Annotated in this window: 12 protein-coding genes; 7 read left to right on the forward strand and 5 right to left on the reverse strand. The window is 66.0% G+C overall.

Going from position 1 to position 14,362, the window contains the following annotated elements; genetic code table 11:
* Window positions 1-8 precede the first annotated feature (8 nt).
* Together AADZ55_RS11325 and AADZ55_RS11330 are read left to right on the forward strand one after the other, a co-directional pair.
* On the forward strand, window positions 9-1,445 hold the full coding sequence (locus AADZ55_RS11325) for a serine/threonine-protein kinase (RefSeq protein ID WP_085325956.1): 1,437 nt from the start codon (window positions 9-11) through the stop codon (window positions 1,443-1,445).
* A gap of 84 nt (window positions 1,446-1,529) precedes the next feature.
* Window positions 1,530-4,154: an FHA domain-containing protein gene (locus tag AADZ55_RS11330; protein ID WP_085325958.1), complete on the forward strand. Its 2,625-nt coding sequence runs from the start codon at window positions 1,530-1,532 to the stop codon at window positions 4,152-4,154.
* Here AADZ55_RS11330 and AADZ55_RS11335 read toward each other — a convergent pair.
* From AADZ55_RS11335 to AADZ55_RS11345, 3 genes are all read right to left on the reverse strand, one after another.
* The gene (locus AADZ55_RS11335) at window positions 4,109-4,645 is read right to left on the reverse strand and encodes a hypothetical protein (RefSeq protein ID WP_085325901.1); all 537 of its coding nucleotides are present in this window, start codon (window positions 4,643-4,645) and stop codon (window positions 4,109-4,111) included. The two genes, AADZ55_RS11330 and AADZ55_RS11335, sit on opposite strands and share 46 nt — an antisense overlap.
* 109 nt (window positions 4,646-4,754) lie before the next feature.
* Window positions 4,755-5,579 carry a hypothetical protein gene (locus tag AADZ55_RS11340; protein ID WP_085325903.1) on the reverse strand — a complete coding sequence of 275 codons (825 nt, stop codon included), beginning with the start codon at window positions 5,577-5,579 and terminating at the stop codon, window positions 4,755-4,757.
* Window positions 5,576-6,205 carry a TetR family transcriptional regulator gene (locus AADZ55_RS11345; protein ID WP_085325960.1) on the reverse strand — a complete coding sequence of 210 codons (630 nt, stop codon included), beginning with the start codon at window positions 6,203-6,205 and terminating at the stop codon, window positions 5,576-5,578. The genes AADZ55_RS11340 and AADZ55_RS11345 overlap by 4 nt, the downstream gene beginning before the upstream one ends.
* Window positions 6,206-6,338: 133 nt before the next feature.
* On the opposite strand from AADZ55_RS11345, the gene AADZ55_RS11350 reads away from it, so the two are divergent.
* The 3 genes from AADZ55_RS11350 to AADZ55_RS11360 all read left to right on the forward strand — a co-directional run bounded on the left by AADZ55_RS11350 (window position 6,339) and on the right by AADZ55_RS11360 (window position 9,454).
* Window positions 6,339-7,136, forward strand: coding sequence for an SDR family NAD(P)-dependent oxidoreductase (locus AADZ55_RS11350; protein WP_085325962.1), 798 nt, complete (start codon window positions 6,339-6,341; stop codon window positions 7,134-7,136).
* 45 nt (window positions 7,137-7,181) lie between these two features.
* Complete coding sequence (locus tag AADZ55_RS11355; RefSeq protein ID WP_085325904.1) at window positions 7,182-7,853, forward strand: hypothetical protein; 672 nt, start codon at window positions 7,182-7,184, stop codon at window positions 7,851-7,853.
* A 107-nt stretch (window positions 7,854-7,960) separates the two neighbouring features.
* The gene (locus tag AADZ55_RS11360; protein ID WP_133056436.1) at window positions 7,961-9,454 is read left to right on the forward strand and encodes a D-alanyl-D-alanine carboxypeptidase/D-alanyl-D-alanine-endopeptidase; all 1,494 of its coding nucleotides are present in this window, start codon (window positions 7,961-7,963) and stop codon (window positions 9,452-9,454) included.
* An 8-nt stretch (window positions 9,455-9,462) separates the two neighbouring features.
* Here the strand turns inward: AADZ55_RS11360 and AADZ55_RS11365 are convergent, their stop codons facing one another.
* Window positions 9,463-10,335, reverse strand: a complete 873-nt coding sequence (locus AADZ55_RS11365; protein WP_085325966.1) for an NYN domain-containing protein — start codon at window positions 10,333-10,335, stop codon at window positions 9,463-9,465.
* A 5-nt stretch (window positions 10,336-10,340) separates the two neighbouring features.
* Complete coding sequence (fadD1, locus tag AADZ55_RS11370) at window positions 10,341-11,960, reverse strand: fatty-acid--CoA ligase FadD1 (protein WP_085325964.1); 1,620 nt, start codon at window positions 11,958-11,960, stop codon at window positions 10,341-10,343.
* 142 nt (window positions 11,961-12,102) lie between these two features.
* On the opposite strand from fadD1, the gene AADZ55_RS11375 reads away from it, so the two are divergent.
* Together AADZ55_RS11375 and AADZ55_RS11380 are read left to right on the forward strand one after the other, a co-directional pair.
* Window positions 12,103-13,353 carry an FAD-dependent oxidoreductase gene (locus AADZ55_RS11375; protein ID WP_085325908.1) on the forward strand — a complete coding sequence of 417 codons (1,251 nt, stop codon included), beginning with the start codon at window positions 12,103-12,105 and terminating at the stop codon, window positions 13,351-13,353.
* Complete coding sequence (locus AADZ55_RS11380) at window positions 13,350-14,348, forward strand: Gfo/Idh/MocA family protein (RefSeq protein WP_085325910.1); 999 nt, start codon at window positions 13,350-13,352, stop codon at window positions 14,346-14,348. Before AADZ55_RS11375 ends, AADZ55_RS11380 begins: the two co-directional genes overlap by 4 nt.
* The last annotated feature ends 14 nt before the right edge of the window (window positions 14,349-14,362 follow it).

The raw sequence follows: 14,362 nt of genomic DNA on the forward strand, positions 1-14,362 counted from the left end.
ATGCCGCCATGCCGCTCGCCGAAGGTTCGAGGTTCGCCGGCTTCACGATCGTCCGACAGCTCGGATCCGGCGGGATGGGCGAGGTCTACCTGGCCCGGCATCCGAGGCTGCCCCGCCAAGACGCGCTCAAGGTCCTTCGCGCCGAGGTGTCAGCCGACACCGAGTACCGAGCACGCTTCAACCGCGAAGCTGACGCCGCGGCGTCCCTGTGGCATCCGCACATCGTCGCCGTCCACGACCGCGGCGAGTTCGGCGGCCAACTGTGGATCGACATGGACTTCGTCGACGGCACCGACACCGTACGGTTACTCAGGGATCGGTATCCGAACGGGATGCCCGGTCCCGAGGTCACCGAGATCATCACCGCGGTGGCCGAAGCGCTTGACTACGCCCACGAACGTAGGCTGCTGCACCGCGACGTCAAACCCGCCAATATCCTGATCGCCAATCCCGATTCCTCCGATCGTCGAATCATGTTGGCCGACTTCGGGATCGCCGGCTGGGTCGACGACCCGAGTGGGTTGACCGCCACGAATATGACGGTGGGCACCGTGTCATATGCGGCTCCCGAACAGCTGATGGGCAACGAGCTCGATGGACGAGCCGACCAGTACGCACTGGCCGCGACGGCCTTTCATCTGCTGACCGGTTCCCCGCCCTTTCAACACTCCAACCCCGCCGTTGTGATCAGTCAGCATCTCAGCGCGTCACCCCCGGCGATCGGCGATCGACTTCCCGGACTGACGGCGCTCGATCCGGTCTTTGCCAAAGGGCTGGCGAAGGACCCCAAGGACCGTTACCAGCGCTGCGTCGACTTCGCGCGCGCACTCGGCCATCGTCTGGGCGGCGCGGGTGATCCTGATGACACGCGGGTGTCCCAACCCGTCGCGGTGGCTGCACCAGCAAAGCGGTCGCCGCGGCGAGCCGCCGTCATCGTCCCTGCGGTGCTGGCGATACTGCTGCTCATAGCCGTCGTGGTAGCGCTGCGGGAGGTCCAGCGCGCCGACGACGAGACGGCCGCACCGCCGGAGCAGACCAGGACCACCACATCGGCTGCCACGACTACCTCGGTTGCCCCTCCGAGCACCACGCCCAACACGACCCAGCAGACGACGCCGACGACTACCGGCGCCGCCGACACCCCGACGACTACCCCCCCACGGGCCCCAGTCGTCATCGGCGCCGTCTGTTCCCCACTCGGTAGCACCGGCACTACCAAGACCGGGGCAAGGGCCTACTGTTCGACACTGCAGGGCACCAACACCACCATCTGGTCCCTGACCGAGGGCACGGTGGCCAGTCCGACCGTCACCGCCACGGCCGAACCGACTGAGCCGCCGCTGCCCATCGAGCAGGAATCGCCGATTCGAGTGTGCATGCAGCAGACCGGCCAGACGAGGCGGGAATGTCGGGAGGAGATCCGCAGAAGCAACGGTTGGCCGTGACCCGCGGGCAGGCATGACGCATGCCTTTAGCGCAACACTTCTCACCGGTATGTGCCGCAGTCGGGTGCAGTGCCGATACAGTTGGTGCCGATGAGCCAACCAGCCGCCCCGCCAGTGCTGACCGTGCGGTACGAGGGATCGGAGCGCACCTTCGCAGCGGGACACGACGTTGTCATCGGGCGTGACCTGCGCGCGGATGTCCGCGTCGCGCATCCCTTGATCTCCCGGGTGCACCTACTGTTGCGTTTCGACCAGGGCCGGTGGGTCGCCATTGACAACGGCAGCCTAAATGGGCTCTACCTCAACAACCGTCGCGTGCCCGTCGCCGACATCCACGACGGCCTCCGAGTCAATATAGGCAACCCGGATGGTCCGGCGCTGCTCTTCGACGTTGGCCGCCACCAGGGTTCGGCTGGGCGCCCACCCCAGACAACGGCGATACGCCTGCCCCTCCTGCCGGGCGGAGCCGCGCCGGCCGACGGACCGCCGCCGGCCGGGATGTACCACTCCGGCCAGGTGCAACAGCCTCCGCCGGCCACGACACGGATGCCGGCAGCGCCGCCCGGCGCCCCGCAACCGGGCTCCCCAACGGGGCCGCAGCCGCGATACCCGACCAGCGGGCAACCGTTGCGGCCACACAGCGGAGTGCATCAGGTGCCGCAGATTTACCGGCCACCTACGGCCGCGCCGCCGCCTCCGGTCAGTGCCCGCGGTGGCACCGAGGCGGGGAACCTCGCGACCTCGATGATGAAGATCCTGCGGCCCGGCAGGTTGACGGGGGAGTTGCCGCCGGGCGCGGTGAGGATCGGCAGGGCCAACGACAACGACATCGTCATTCCTGAAGTGTTGGCGTCCCGCCACCACGCGACCCTGGTCCCCACTCCCGACGGCACCGAGATCCGGGACAACCGCAGCATCAACGGCACCTTCGTCAACGGCGCCCGGGTTGATGCGGCGGTGCTGCACGACGGCGACGTCGTCACCATCGGCAACATCGACCTCGTCTTTGCCGACGGCACGCTGGCGCGCCGCGAAGAGAATCTGTTGGAGACGCGGGTCGGTGGCCTGGACGTGCATGGCGTGACATGGACCATCGACAACGACAAGACACTGCTGGACAGCATCTCGTTGGCAGCGCGCCCCGGCATGCTGACCGCCGTCATCGGTCCGTCGGGCGCGGGCAAGTCGACGTTCGCCCGGCTGGTGGCCGGGTACACCCACCCCACGGATGGCCTGGTGACGTTCGAGGGTCACAACGTCCACGCCGAATACGCCTCGCTGCGCAGCAGGATCGGCATGGTCCCGCAGGACGACGTGGTGCACGGTCAGCTGACCGTGCACCAGGCGCTGATGTATGCCGCCGAGCTGCGGCTGCCGCCGGACACCACCAAGGACGACCGGGCCCAGGTGGTTGCCCGAGTGCTCGAGGAACTCGAGATGTCCAAGCACATCCACACCCGGGTTGACAAGCTGTCGGGTGGTCAGCGCAAGCGCGCATCGGTGGCACTCGAGTTGCTAACCGGGCCGTCGCTGCTGATCCTCGACGAGCCGACATCCGGGCTGGACCCTGCGCTGGACCGCCAGGTCATGACCATGCTGCGGCAGTTGGCCGACGCCGGTCGGGTGGTGCTCGTGGTTACCCACTCGCTGACCTATCTGGATGTCTGCGACCAGGTTTTGCTGCTGGCCCCCGGCGGCAAGACCGCGTTCTGTGGGCCGCCCAGCCAGATCGGCCCGGCCATGGGGACCACCAACTGGGCGGACATCTTCAGCGCGGTCGCCGACGACCCGGACGGCGCCAAGGCCCGGTACCTGGCGCAAACCGGTCCGCCCCCGCCGGCGCCACCGGTGGAGCAACCCGCCGAGCTGGGCGATCCGTCCCACACCAGCCTGTTTCGGCAGTTCTCCACGATCGCCAGGCGACAGCTGCGGTTGATCATCTCGGATCGAGGCTATTTCGTCTTTCTGGCGCTGTTGCCGTTCATCATGGGCGCGCTGTCGATGTCGGTACCCGGCGACGTCGGCTTCGGTACGCCGAACCCGATGGGTGACGCACCCAACGAGCCCGGGCAGATCCTGGTGCTGCTCAACGTCGGCGCGGTTTTCATGGGGACAGCGCTGACCATTCGCGACCTGATCGGTGAACGGGCCATATTCCGCCGCGAACAGGCGGTCGGCCTGTCCACCTCCGCATACCTGATCGCGAAGGTCTGCGTCTACACCGTGTTCGCGGTCGTTCAATCGGCAATCGTGACTGTGATCGTCCTGATCGGCAAGGGTGGCCCGACCCATGGCGCGGTGGCGTTGGGCAAGCCGGGTCTGGAGCTGTTTGTCGACGTCGCGGCGACTTGCGTCGCCTCGGCGATGCTCGGCTTGGCGCTCTCGGCCATCGCCAAGTCCAACGAACAGATCATGCCCCTGCTGGTCGTGGCGGTCATGTCGCAGTTGGTGTTCTCCGGGGGCATGATTCCGGTTACCGCGCGCATCCCGCTGGACCAGATGTCCTGGGGCACACCGGCGAGATGGGGTTTCGCGGCCTCAGCGTCCACCGTCGATCTGATCAAACTGGTGCCCGGCCCGCTGACCCCGAAGGATTCGCACTGGCGTCACACGGCCGGCGCGTGGTGGTTCGACATGGCCATGTTGGTGGCGATCAGCGTTTTCTACCTCGGCTTCGTGCGTTGGAAGATTCGTCTCAAGGGTGGCTGATCGGTGTGCGGGCAAAGGTAGTGCAGCACAAGGGCGGTAACTATCCCATATCCGAAGTGCGGGATCAGATCGCTGATCCATCCAACTAAACCCCAGGTCCGTGGGTCGGTCACGCCGAGCACGGTCATCGGTCCATTGGTGCCGACCAGGGCGAGGGCCGTCGCGACCAGCGTGGCGAGCGGTAGCCCCGGCCGCCAGCCCAGCGCATAGACCAGCCCCAGAGCCAGTCCGATCCCGATGCCGGCGGCATACCCGGTAAGCGCGCCGAGGCCTGCGACTCGGTTCGCCAGGATGTCACCGGTGCCCGGAACCGTGAGACCGAACAGCCTGGCCAGAGCTTCAACGGTCCGTTCGGGCGTTGTGCTCGCCGGCCGTCCCCGTACCACGATGTCCAGATAGCCGATAACGTTGAGCGCAGTGCTGCCCGCGGCGCCCGCGGCAGCGCCGATCAGCAGTCCCGGCCAAACCTGGGTAATCTGTCCGGTTCTCATCGCACTGCCTCCTGCGCTGCCCGACCACTGGGGTGCGATTCCGTGATGACAGGAACCAGCATCTCTGTCAACCGTATTCGACTCGGCTGGAGACGGCGTCGCGATGCGGTCAGGGGTGGGCGGCGACGAACGTCTCGTTCGGAAGGCCGGCGGTAAGCACCTCGACATCGAAGGCTTGGTCGAGACGAGCGTGAAGTCTGCTGCGATTCGTGAGCAGGCCGATCTCGGCAGTTTGGTGAGCAAAGAGCCGCCCGAAGAGCGGGTAGAGCCGACGCATCATCGCCCGCTGCACGGTGGTACACCGCGCCGCACAGTAGCCGACGTGGCCCACCTCATCGGTGAGGATCTCGTTGTAGAGGCACTCGATCCGCTCGGCCACGCTTGGTTCGTCGGCGAACACCTCGACGCCGATGCGGCGCAGCTCGTCGAACATGATGCAGCCCGCCATTTCCGCCGCGCCCACGAACGGGAAGCCGAATCGTTCGGGGAGAAACACGCCGATCTTGACGAACTGACGCATTACCAGCGGCGGCGGAACGACGTGGAACGGCAGATCGAAGATGTCCAGCACGTAGGCCAGCAGGCGGGTGTGATAGTGCTCCTCAAGCTCCACATAGATCCGCTCGGGAGGGACGCCCTGCCCGCTGTTGCGCCCGTAAGTCTCACCCAAGCCCACGCCGAATCGCTCGGCCTGGTTCAGCTTGGCGGTGGCCAACAAGAACAGCGTCTTGCGGTCAACACCGCGCTCCGGTCGGCGGCGACGCAGATTTCGCAGGAACACCTGCCGGTTGATGGGATGGATCGACCGGACGGGGTCCGACTGTAGCGTCGCGAAGAATTCCTCCCGGCACGACAGGCGACGACGGGATAGATCGGCGTCGCCGTCGCGTCGCGTCAGGAAGGCACGGTAGCCCTCGATGCCCGAACTGCTCATCGCGCCTCCATCCCCGCAACGATCGTGATGACATACCGGTCCAACAGCGCCGCCCGTTCCCGGGGTGCGGCCGCGCCGGTGGCCAGGATTGCGAACAGCCCGGTAAGGAAGATCATGCCGAGTTCACCCGGGTCTGCGTCCGGCGATACCCGTCGGGCTGCCTGCGCCCGGCCAATCGCGGCGATTACGAACTCAGCGAGCGGATGCTTGCCCAGCTCGTCGGCGACGGGGCGCGTCGGCGAAAAGTGCAAGCCCAGCATTTCTCGGAAAACCACCCGACCCAACCGCCGCTCCGCGGCTAGCACCTGACGCACCAGCAGAGTTAGCACCGTCATCAGGTCGTCGGACTCGGTCGCCCGCGGCTTGAGTTTGGCCGCGATCCGGACCTCTTCGGCGCGCTCCAATTCGACTAGGACGTGCTCTCTGGTCGGGAAGTGGAAGTAGAACGTTCCTCGCGCCACGCCCGCTGCCGTGGCGATCGCAGCGACGTCGGCGTTCGCCAATCCGGACCGGTTGATCTCGGCGACCGCGGCATTGAACACCCGCGCCCGGGTCTGAATCCGCTGGGCCTCCCTAGTTCGCGCAACCGGCGGCACGGGTTCCGCCGCGGACGCTGGCGAGGTCATGTTGGCAATGTAGCGTGTCTCGCTGGCGTAATTCAATGACAGGTGTCAGCGACATGTGTCAGCGAACAGAGCGAGTTGCGGTGTGGCATATGCCCGCTATGCCCGGGTCCGATACTCGATTAGCCTCGTGCAGGTGGAGCTGACCGGAAAAACCGTCCTACTCACCGGCGCAAGCGGTGGCCTTGGTCGCGCGATCGCCACGGCGCTTGCCGGCCGTGGCGCGCGTCTGATTCTCAGCTCGCGCAAACAACAAGCACTCGACGAGCTCGCGGACTCCCTGTCTGGGAGTGGGCACACGACGATAGTCAGCGACCTCGCCGAGTCAGGCGCAGCCCTGGCTCTGCTCGCAAAAGCGGGTGAGATCGATGTAATGGTCGCCAACGCCGCGCTGCCCGCCTCCGGCAAGCTTGACAGCTTCACCGCCGAGCAGGTTGACCGGGCGGTGCGGGTCAACCTCGAGGTGCCGATTCAGATGACCCGAGCGCTGATCCCGGCGTTCACTGCCCGCGGCTCCGGGCACTTCGTCTACATCTCGTCGATCTCCGGTCAGACGGCGACGGCCTGTGCCTCGCTTTACGCCGCGACGAAGTTCGGTATTCGCGGATTCGCGCTCTGCCTGCGCGATGACCTGCGGTCCGTGGGTGTGGGTGTCTCGGTGGTCAGCCCGGGCGCGATCAGCGGCGCCGGGATGTACGCCGACTCGGGAGCCCCGCCGCCGCCGCTGATTGGCATGGGCACCCCCGAGCAGGTAGGAGCCGGGGTGGTCAGCGCGATCGAGCGCAACCGAAGCGAGGTCACGGTGGCACCGCTTCGCCAGCGGGTGACGGCGCGGTTCGCGGCGAACGCGCCCGAGATTTCCTCGCGCCTCTTTGGACGCCTCACCGCCAAAGTTGCTGACGGGGTCGCGGCCGGCCAGACCGACAAGCGCTGAGGGAATGCCGGTTGAGATGGGGTGTAGTGGTGGCATCCTGGCCTGGTGGGGCTACTGATTCGACTGGTCGAGCTGCTGCTGGTGATCCTGCCGCTCATCGGCGTGCTGTACGCCGGCATCAAGGCGTTCTCGACGTTCAGTCGGCGGCCGGGGGAGCAGGCGGGCGATCCCGCGCCGGATGGCTCGGTGCCTGCGCAGGCAACCACTCTAGGAAACGGCCCAACGCGGTGGCGGGCGATCACTCGTGCGGTCGAGGCGCATGAGCGAACGGACGCACGTTGGTTGGAGTACGAGCTCGACGCCGCCAAGCTGCTCGACTTCCCGGTCATGACCGATATGCGGGACCCGCTGACGACCGGATTTCACAAGGCCAAACTGCGGGCCGACCTGCACAAGCCGCTGCGGGCAGAGGATCTTCTCGACGACCCGGACGCAGCGCGCCACTACCTCGATGCGGTTGGCGACTATGTGACCACGTTCAACGCCGCGGAAGCCGAGGCGATGCGCAGACGCAGAAGCGACTTCTCGCGACAGGACCGGCAGCGGCTCGCAAGAGCGCAAAGCCTGCTGCGGGTGGCGTCGGACGCCGGCGCTACACCCCAGGAACGTGAACGCGCGTATGGTTTGGCTCGCGCCGAACTCGACGGCCTCATCGTGTTGCCGGACAGTACGCGAGCCAGCATCGAACGCGGCATCGCGGGCGAGATCGACGGGTAGGTCAGGTCATCCGCGGCATACACTGCTGGCGGCAACCGACGTTCCAACGAAAGGCCACCGTGAGCCGTCGTCCAGCTTCGTCCGCAGCGCGCGCTAGGTCTCGGTTGGTGGGATCTCTGCTCGCCCTCGGGTCCCTGTTGATCGGAGCGTGCGCAGCCAACCCGACGACGCCCGCGATGCCGAGCGAGGCGCAAGCGATCCTCGACTTGCCGGAGTATGCGCATGGCTCGTGGAACTGGGACGTCGTCGAGCTCGGCGGCGGCAAGACGTTGTATGCCCGCAACGAGAACAAACTCAACTTCCTGGGCTCTACCACGAAGTTGTTTACCGTCGGCACCTACTACGAGGAGTTCGGGGCTGAATCGACGCTGACAACCCCCGTGTATGCGATCGGGAACCGTTCCGGTGACGCACTACGAGGTGACCTCGTGCTGGTCGGTTCGGGTGACTTCATCCTCGGCGGTCGGGGCGTCCTAGACGGGCAGCTGCAATACACCGAACCCGATCACGTCTATGCCTATGCAGTGCCGACGGTGAAGCCGGTCGCCGCCAACCCGTTGGCCGGGCTCGATAAGCTCGCGGGACAGGTCAAGGCGGCTGGCATTGCCTCGATCGGCGGCGATGTGCTGGTAGACGACAGTCTGTGGAACCCGTTCATGACCAAAGAGGGCGTCGTCACCTCGATCATGGTCAATGACAACCTGTTCGATATTCTCATCAGCCCCGGGGCGAAGGTGGGCGATCCGGTGGAGCTGGACACGGTGCCAAAGACGCAATTCTTCACCGTCGACAACCAGGCCACCACCGGTGCCGCCGGCGGCCAGGCGACGTTGGTCGCCACCCTCGAGCCGGACAACCGCGTCGTCGTCACCGGCCAGCTTCCGCTGGGCGCGCAACAGGAGGACCTCGCGCAGTTCGCGCCCAGCCCGGCCGCCTACGCGCGCGCCTTGTTCATCGAGGCGCTGCGCCGTGCCGGCGTCACGGTCGACGCGCCCCTGCAGACGGCCACGGGAACACTTCCACCGCAGAGCGCCTACACCTCAGCCGACAAGGTCGCGTCGCTGACCTCGCCGCCGACCAGCATCCTGACCAAACTGGTCACCAAGATCAGCGATAACCGAGGCGCGGAGACACTGCTGTGTCTGCTGGCTAAGAAGGCGGGGTCGCGGGATTGCGAGTCGGGTGGCATGCCCGTGGTGATCGCGAAATTCGCCAAGGCGAAGATCGAACCGGCAACGGTGAACATCTACGACGGCGAAGGGTCCGATCCGGCCTCGGCGACACCAGCGGCGATGACGCGCTGGCTGACGTACATCCACAGCCAATCCTTCGCAGCACTATTCGAGGCCGGGCTGCCCGACATTGACCACGACGGCAAGATCATGGTGAAAAGTGGTCTATCGGCGCGACCCGAAATGGGTCCGATGCCGGCTATGTTCGTCGCCGCCGGACAGGCCGGCTACCTGATGACCGCCAGTGGCAAGGAGGCGGTGGTAGCCGTCTACGCCCTCAACGGGACCTATCCCACGGTCGCGGAAGGTTTGGATCGAGACCTGTCCAACACCGAAAAGGTGCTGAACCAGATTCAGCGGTCGAGCTGACTAGCGGGCTACGAAGTTTGCTCGACTTTCAGGCGCACCAGGCGCGTTGTGCTGCTCTCATCAAGATCGACGAGGTCGCTGCGTGAGCGCAGGAAGTCGCTGAACGACTTGAAACCCAGCGACTTCTCGCTGAACGACGGGTCCATCCGCTTCATCTGGGCCTTGACCACGGAGTTGTGCAGCCACTCGACGTCATCCTTCTCCTGGCCGATCCGCAGCGCGCGTTCAAGCAGTCCGGTGGCGGCGGCCTGCGGGTCGGGCGGCGCCGGTTCGTCGTCGGGCTGCGCGGCGCTCCCGCGGCGGCCACGCTTCTTGGGCTGTGGCGCGGTGGGGGTGGCGGATATCCCGGGCAGCGCGTCATACGTGACGAACTCGTCGCAGGCTGCGGCCAGCGACTTGCTGCTGGCGCCGGCCACGCCGATCCCGACGACATAGCGGCCCAACCGCTTGCAGCGCTGCGCCAGCGCGATGTAGTCGGAATCGCCCCCGACGATCACCACATGGGTCAGGTCGGGCAACCGGAACATATCCTCGACCGCGTCGACGGCCAGCCGAATGTCGGCCCCGTTCTTGCCGTAGGCGGCCGCGGGAAACAATTGCACGAGATCGACGGCGCGGCCGACGAGCTGGTCGTGGTAGCCGGCGTTGACGTCGGCGGACCAATCGGCATAGGCGCGGGTGAGTACCAGGGTGCCGAACGAGGAGGCGAAGTCCATGATTGCGCCGAGGTCGACGGTCGCCAGCCGAAGCCGTTCCTTGTCCAGGCCCTTGGCTTTTTCCCGCTGGAAAGTGTTGCGGCCGTGTACCTGGTCGTAACGCGAAATCACGATGTTGTCGAAGTCGAAGTAGACGGCCACCCGGGTCGTACTGGATTCGGTCATGGTCGTCATCGTGCGCCACCCGACACCGGCGGTGCCAGGTTGACCTTTGCCGCGCTGCGGTAGGCGTTGCCGCGCGGTTCGCGCACCCACAGGGTGTCACCCTCGCCAAGGGTCATTCCTTCGGCGATCAACTGGCGCTTGAGCACCTTATGCGTGGCCGTGCTGGGAAGGTCGGCGGTGATGCGGATGTATCGTGGCCGGGCCTTAGCGGATAGGTCGGGCTGAGCGTCGAGAAATGCCTCGAACGAGTCGGGGTTGAAGGCGTCACCAGCTTGTAGGACGACCGCGGCCATCACCTGGTCGCCGACGCGTTCGTCCCCGACGGCATACACCGCGACCCGATTGATAGCCTTGTAGCGCAACAGAATTCGCTCGATCGGTGCGGCAGTTAGGTTCTCGCCGTCGACCCGCATCCAGTCGGCGGTGCGCCCCGCGAGGTAGATCCAGCCTTCGGAGTCGCGGTAGGCGAGATCGCCGGACCAGTACATGCCGTGGCGCATGCGGTCGGCGTTGGCTTCGGGGTCGTTGTAGTAGCCGGTGAAGAAGCCCGACCCCATCGTGTTGACCAACTCACCCACGGCTTGGTCGGCGTTGGTGATCGCTCCGTGATCGTCGAACTGTGCGACGGCGCACTCGGTGTTGGTCTCGTTGTTGTACACCGCGACCCCGTCGATTCCTCGGCCGATCGAGCCCGGCGGTGTGCCGGGTTCGCGTATCACGATGACAGCGTTCTCGGTCGAGCCGAAGCCATCCTCGACCTGGACCCCGAAACGGCGGGAGAACTCCTCGATGTCTTTGTCGTTGGCCTCGTTGCCGAAGGCGACCCGCAGTGGATTGTCGGCGTCGTCGTCGCGTTCGGCGGTGCCAAGGATGTAGGCGAGAGGTTTGCCGACGTAGTTCATGTATGTGGCGTTGTATCGGCGGATGTCATCGAGGAAGCCGGTCGCCGAAAACCTCGCCGGCACGATCGCGGCACCGGAGACCACCGCGGGCGCCCATCCCGCGACCACCGCGTTGGAGTGGAACAGCGGCATGGACACATAGCAGGTGTCCTGTTCGGTAAGGGTGAAGCGCTCGGTCAGACTACGCCCGGCGAACGCCGCCATCAGGTGTGACACCGGCACCGCCTTGGGATCTCCGCTGGTTCCGGACGTGAAGATCATCATGAACGGATCCATCATGTCGACTTCTCGAAGGGGGACCAACGCCTTTCCAGCACCCACCAGTTCAGCCCACCGAGGTGTCGACGTATCAAGGATCTGCACGCCCGCGAGGTCCAAACCGTCCAACAGCGCCCGATTGTCGGCATCGGTCACGACGATCTGACAGTCGGCCCGCCTGACGTCGGCGGCCAGTGCATCGCCTCGTCGCGTGGTGTTCAGGCCGCACAGCACATAGCCGCCCAGCCCGGCCGCCGCCAGCTGAGTCAGCATCTCGGGCGTGTTTCCCAGCAGAGCGCCGATATGCATCGGCCGTCGCGGATCGGCAAGTGCGATCAGGGCAGCCGACCTGGCCGCCGACTGCGCCAGGTACTGGCTCCAAGTCCATTGCAGGTCACGGTATTTTACGGCAACCGTGGGGTCGGATATGCGCTGGCGCAAGAGCGCTTGAATCGTGTCAGTCATGAATCCGATCCCATCCGGCTGTCGGGCCGCGTTATGTGGCCGCGACGCATTCATTTAGCACCATCTGTCGGGTGACGTCGATAGCCGGGGTACGGATGCGTTGTACCGGCGGCGCACCGGTCGCCCCTATGCTTGAGCGCTAATGGGCGAGACAACCACGTGCGTGATTATCGGCGGCGGCCCCGCTGGGATGGTGCTCGGGCTGTTATTGGCGCGGGCGGGTGTGCAGGTCACCCTGCTGGAAAAGCACGGCGATTTCCTGCGCGACTTTCGTGGGGACACGGTGCATCCGACGACGATGCGGCTACTCGACGAGCTGGGCCTGTGGGAACGCTTTGCGGCGTTGCCCTTTAGCGAGGTACGCCAGGCGAAGTTAGATGCGAATGGGCGTTCGGTGACCTACATCGACTTCGGGCGACTGCGACGCCAACCCCATCCGTATATCGCAATGGTGCCGCAGTGGGATCTGCTGAACTTGCTCGCCGAGGCAGCCAAAGCCGAGCCGACCTTTACCCTGCGGATGAAGACCGAGGTGACCGGGCTGTTGCATGAGGGTGGCCGAGTTACCGGAGTGCGCTATCGCGGCACAGAGGGCCCGGGTGAATTGCGGGCCGAGCTGACCGTGGCGTGCGACGGCCGGTGGTCGATCGCCCGTCAGGAAGCCGGATTGAGAGCGCACGACTACCCGGTGAACTTCGACGTGTGGTGGTTCAAACTGCCGCACGAGGGCAACGCGGAGTTCTCGTTCCTGCCGCGGTTCGCCCCCGGCAAGGGTCTCGGTGTGATCCCGCGCGACGGTTACTTCCAGATCGCCTACCTCGGCCCCAAGGGGACTGACGCCCAATTGCGCGAGCGAGGTATCGAGGAGTTCCGCCGGGACATCAGCGCATTGCTGCCCGAAGCGACCGAGTCGGTGGCTGCGCTGGCGTCCATGGACGACGTCAAGCACCTCAATGTCAAGGTGAATCGGCTGCGTCGCTGGCACATTGAGGGGCTACTGTGCATCGGCGACGCCGCGCACGCGATGTCGCCGATGGGTGGTGTCGGCATCAACCTTGCGGTCCAGGACGCCGTAGCGGCCGCGACCATACTGGCCGAACCGCTGCGGCAGCACCGGGTCACCGGTCGCGACCTGGCGGCCATCCGGCGCCGCCGCGTCTTTCCCACCGCGGTGACCCAAGCCATACAACGAATGTTGCACAACAGGCTACTGGGCCCGCTCCTCCGCGGTGAGGACCCCACGCCGCCGGCGGCCCTGCTCGGTCTGGTCGAGCGCCTGCCGTGGCTCTCCGTTGTGCCCGCTTACCTTGTGGGCGTTGGAGTCCGGCCCGAGCGCGCCCCGGCTTTCGCGCGTCGCGGACCCGGGACCCGGCGGGTAGCGTCGGGTCCGTGATCGAACACGGGACCCCGCTTCGAATTGGCGTCCTGGGCGCGGCCCGGATAACGCCGCTGGCGCTTGTCAAGCCGGCCAGCGGCAGCATCGAGGTCGTGGTGGCCGCGGTGGCAGCACGCGATGTGTCGCGTGCGCAGGCCTTTGCCGCCAAATTCGGCATCCCCCGGGTGCACCACAGCTACGAGGCGCTGATCGCCGACCCGGCCCTCGATGCGGTCTACAACCCGCTGCCCAACGGCTTGCACGGCCGGTGGACCCGAGCCGCACTGGCCGCGGGTAAGCACGTGCTGTGTGAAAAGCCGTTCACGGCCAACGCCGCCGAGGCGCGGGAGATCGCCGAACTGGCGGCGCAGGGGGATCGCGTGGTGATGGAGGCGTTCCACTACCGCTACCATCCGCTGGCTTTGCGAATCGAACAGATCATCGCGTCGGGTGAACTGGGCAAGCTCGAGCGGGTAGAGACGTCCATGTGCTTCCCCCTGGCGAAGTTCTCCGACATCCGCTACGACTACTCGCTCGCCGGGGGCGCGACCATGGACGCGGGCTGCTATGCCGTCCACATGGCCCGCACGTTCGGCGGTGCAACGCCGGAAGTCGTTTCGGCGCAAGCCAAATTGCGCGATCCGGAGGTCGATCGGGCCATGACGGCCGAGTTGCGATTTGCGGCCGGGCACACGGGCCGGATCCGGTGTTCGATGTGGTCGTCGGATCTGCTGAACATGACTGCCAGGGTTGTTGGCGATCAGGGCGAGCTGCGTGCGCTCAATCCGATTGTGCCCCAGCTTTTCCACCGGCTGACCGTTCGTTCAACGCGCGGAAAACGGGTGGAGCGGTTTGCCCGCCGCGCGTCCTATGCGTATCAACTCGACGCTTTCGCCGCGGCAGTGCTACGCGGGGAAGCGATCAAGACGACACCGGAGGACGCGGTCGAGAACATGACCGTCATCGACGCCATCTATTGCGCCGCCGGCCTTCCGCTCCGCATCCCGAGCTGAACATCACCGATCAA

This window comes from Mycobacterium decipiens (genome assembly GCF_963853665.1).
GTDB lineage: Bacteria > Actinomycetota > Actinomycetes > Mycobacteriales > Mycobacteriaceae > Mycobacterium > Mycobacterium decipiens.

Bases quoted from the DNA above. Each gene is read 5' to 3' on its own strand.
- AADZ55_RS11325 (WP_085325956.1), top strand. From the start codon at position 9: ATGCCGCTCGCCGAAGGTTCGAGGTTCGCCGGCTTCACGATCGTCCGA.
- AADZ55_RS11335 (WP_085325901.1), bottom strand. From the start codon at position 4,645: ATGAGAACCGGACAGATTACCCAGGTTTGGCCGGGACTGCTGATCGGC.
- AADZ55_RS11340 (WP_085325903.1), bottom strand. From the start codon at position 5,579: ATGAGCAGTTCGGGCATCGAGGGCTACCGTGCCTTCCTGACGCGACGC.
- AADZ55_RS11345 (WP_085325960.1), bottom strand. From the start codon at position 6,205: ATGACCTCGCCAGCGTCCGCGGCGGAACCCGTGCCGCCGGTTGCGCGA.
- AADZ55_RS11365 (WP_085325966.1), bottom strand. From the start codon at position 10,335: ATGACCGAATCCAGTACGACCCGGGTGGCCGTCTACTTCGACTTCGAC.
- fadD1 (WP_085325964.1), bottom strand. From the start codon at position 11,960: ATGACTGACACGATTCAAGCGCTCTTGCGCCAGCGCATATCCGACCCC.
- AADZ55_RS11375 (WP_085325908.1), top strand. From the start codon at position 12,103: ATGGGCGAGACAACCACGTGCGTGATTATCGGCGGCGGCCCCGCTGGG.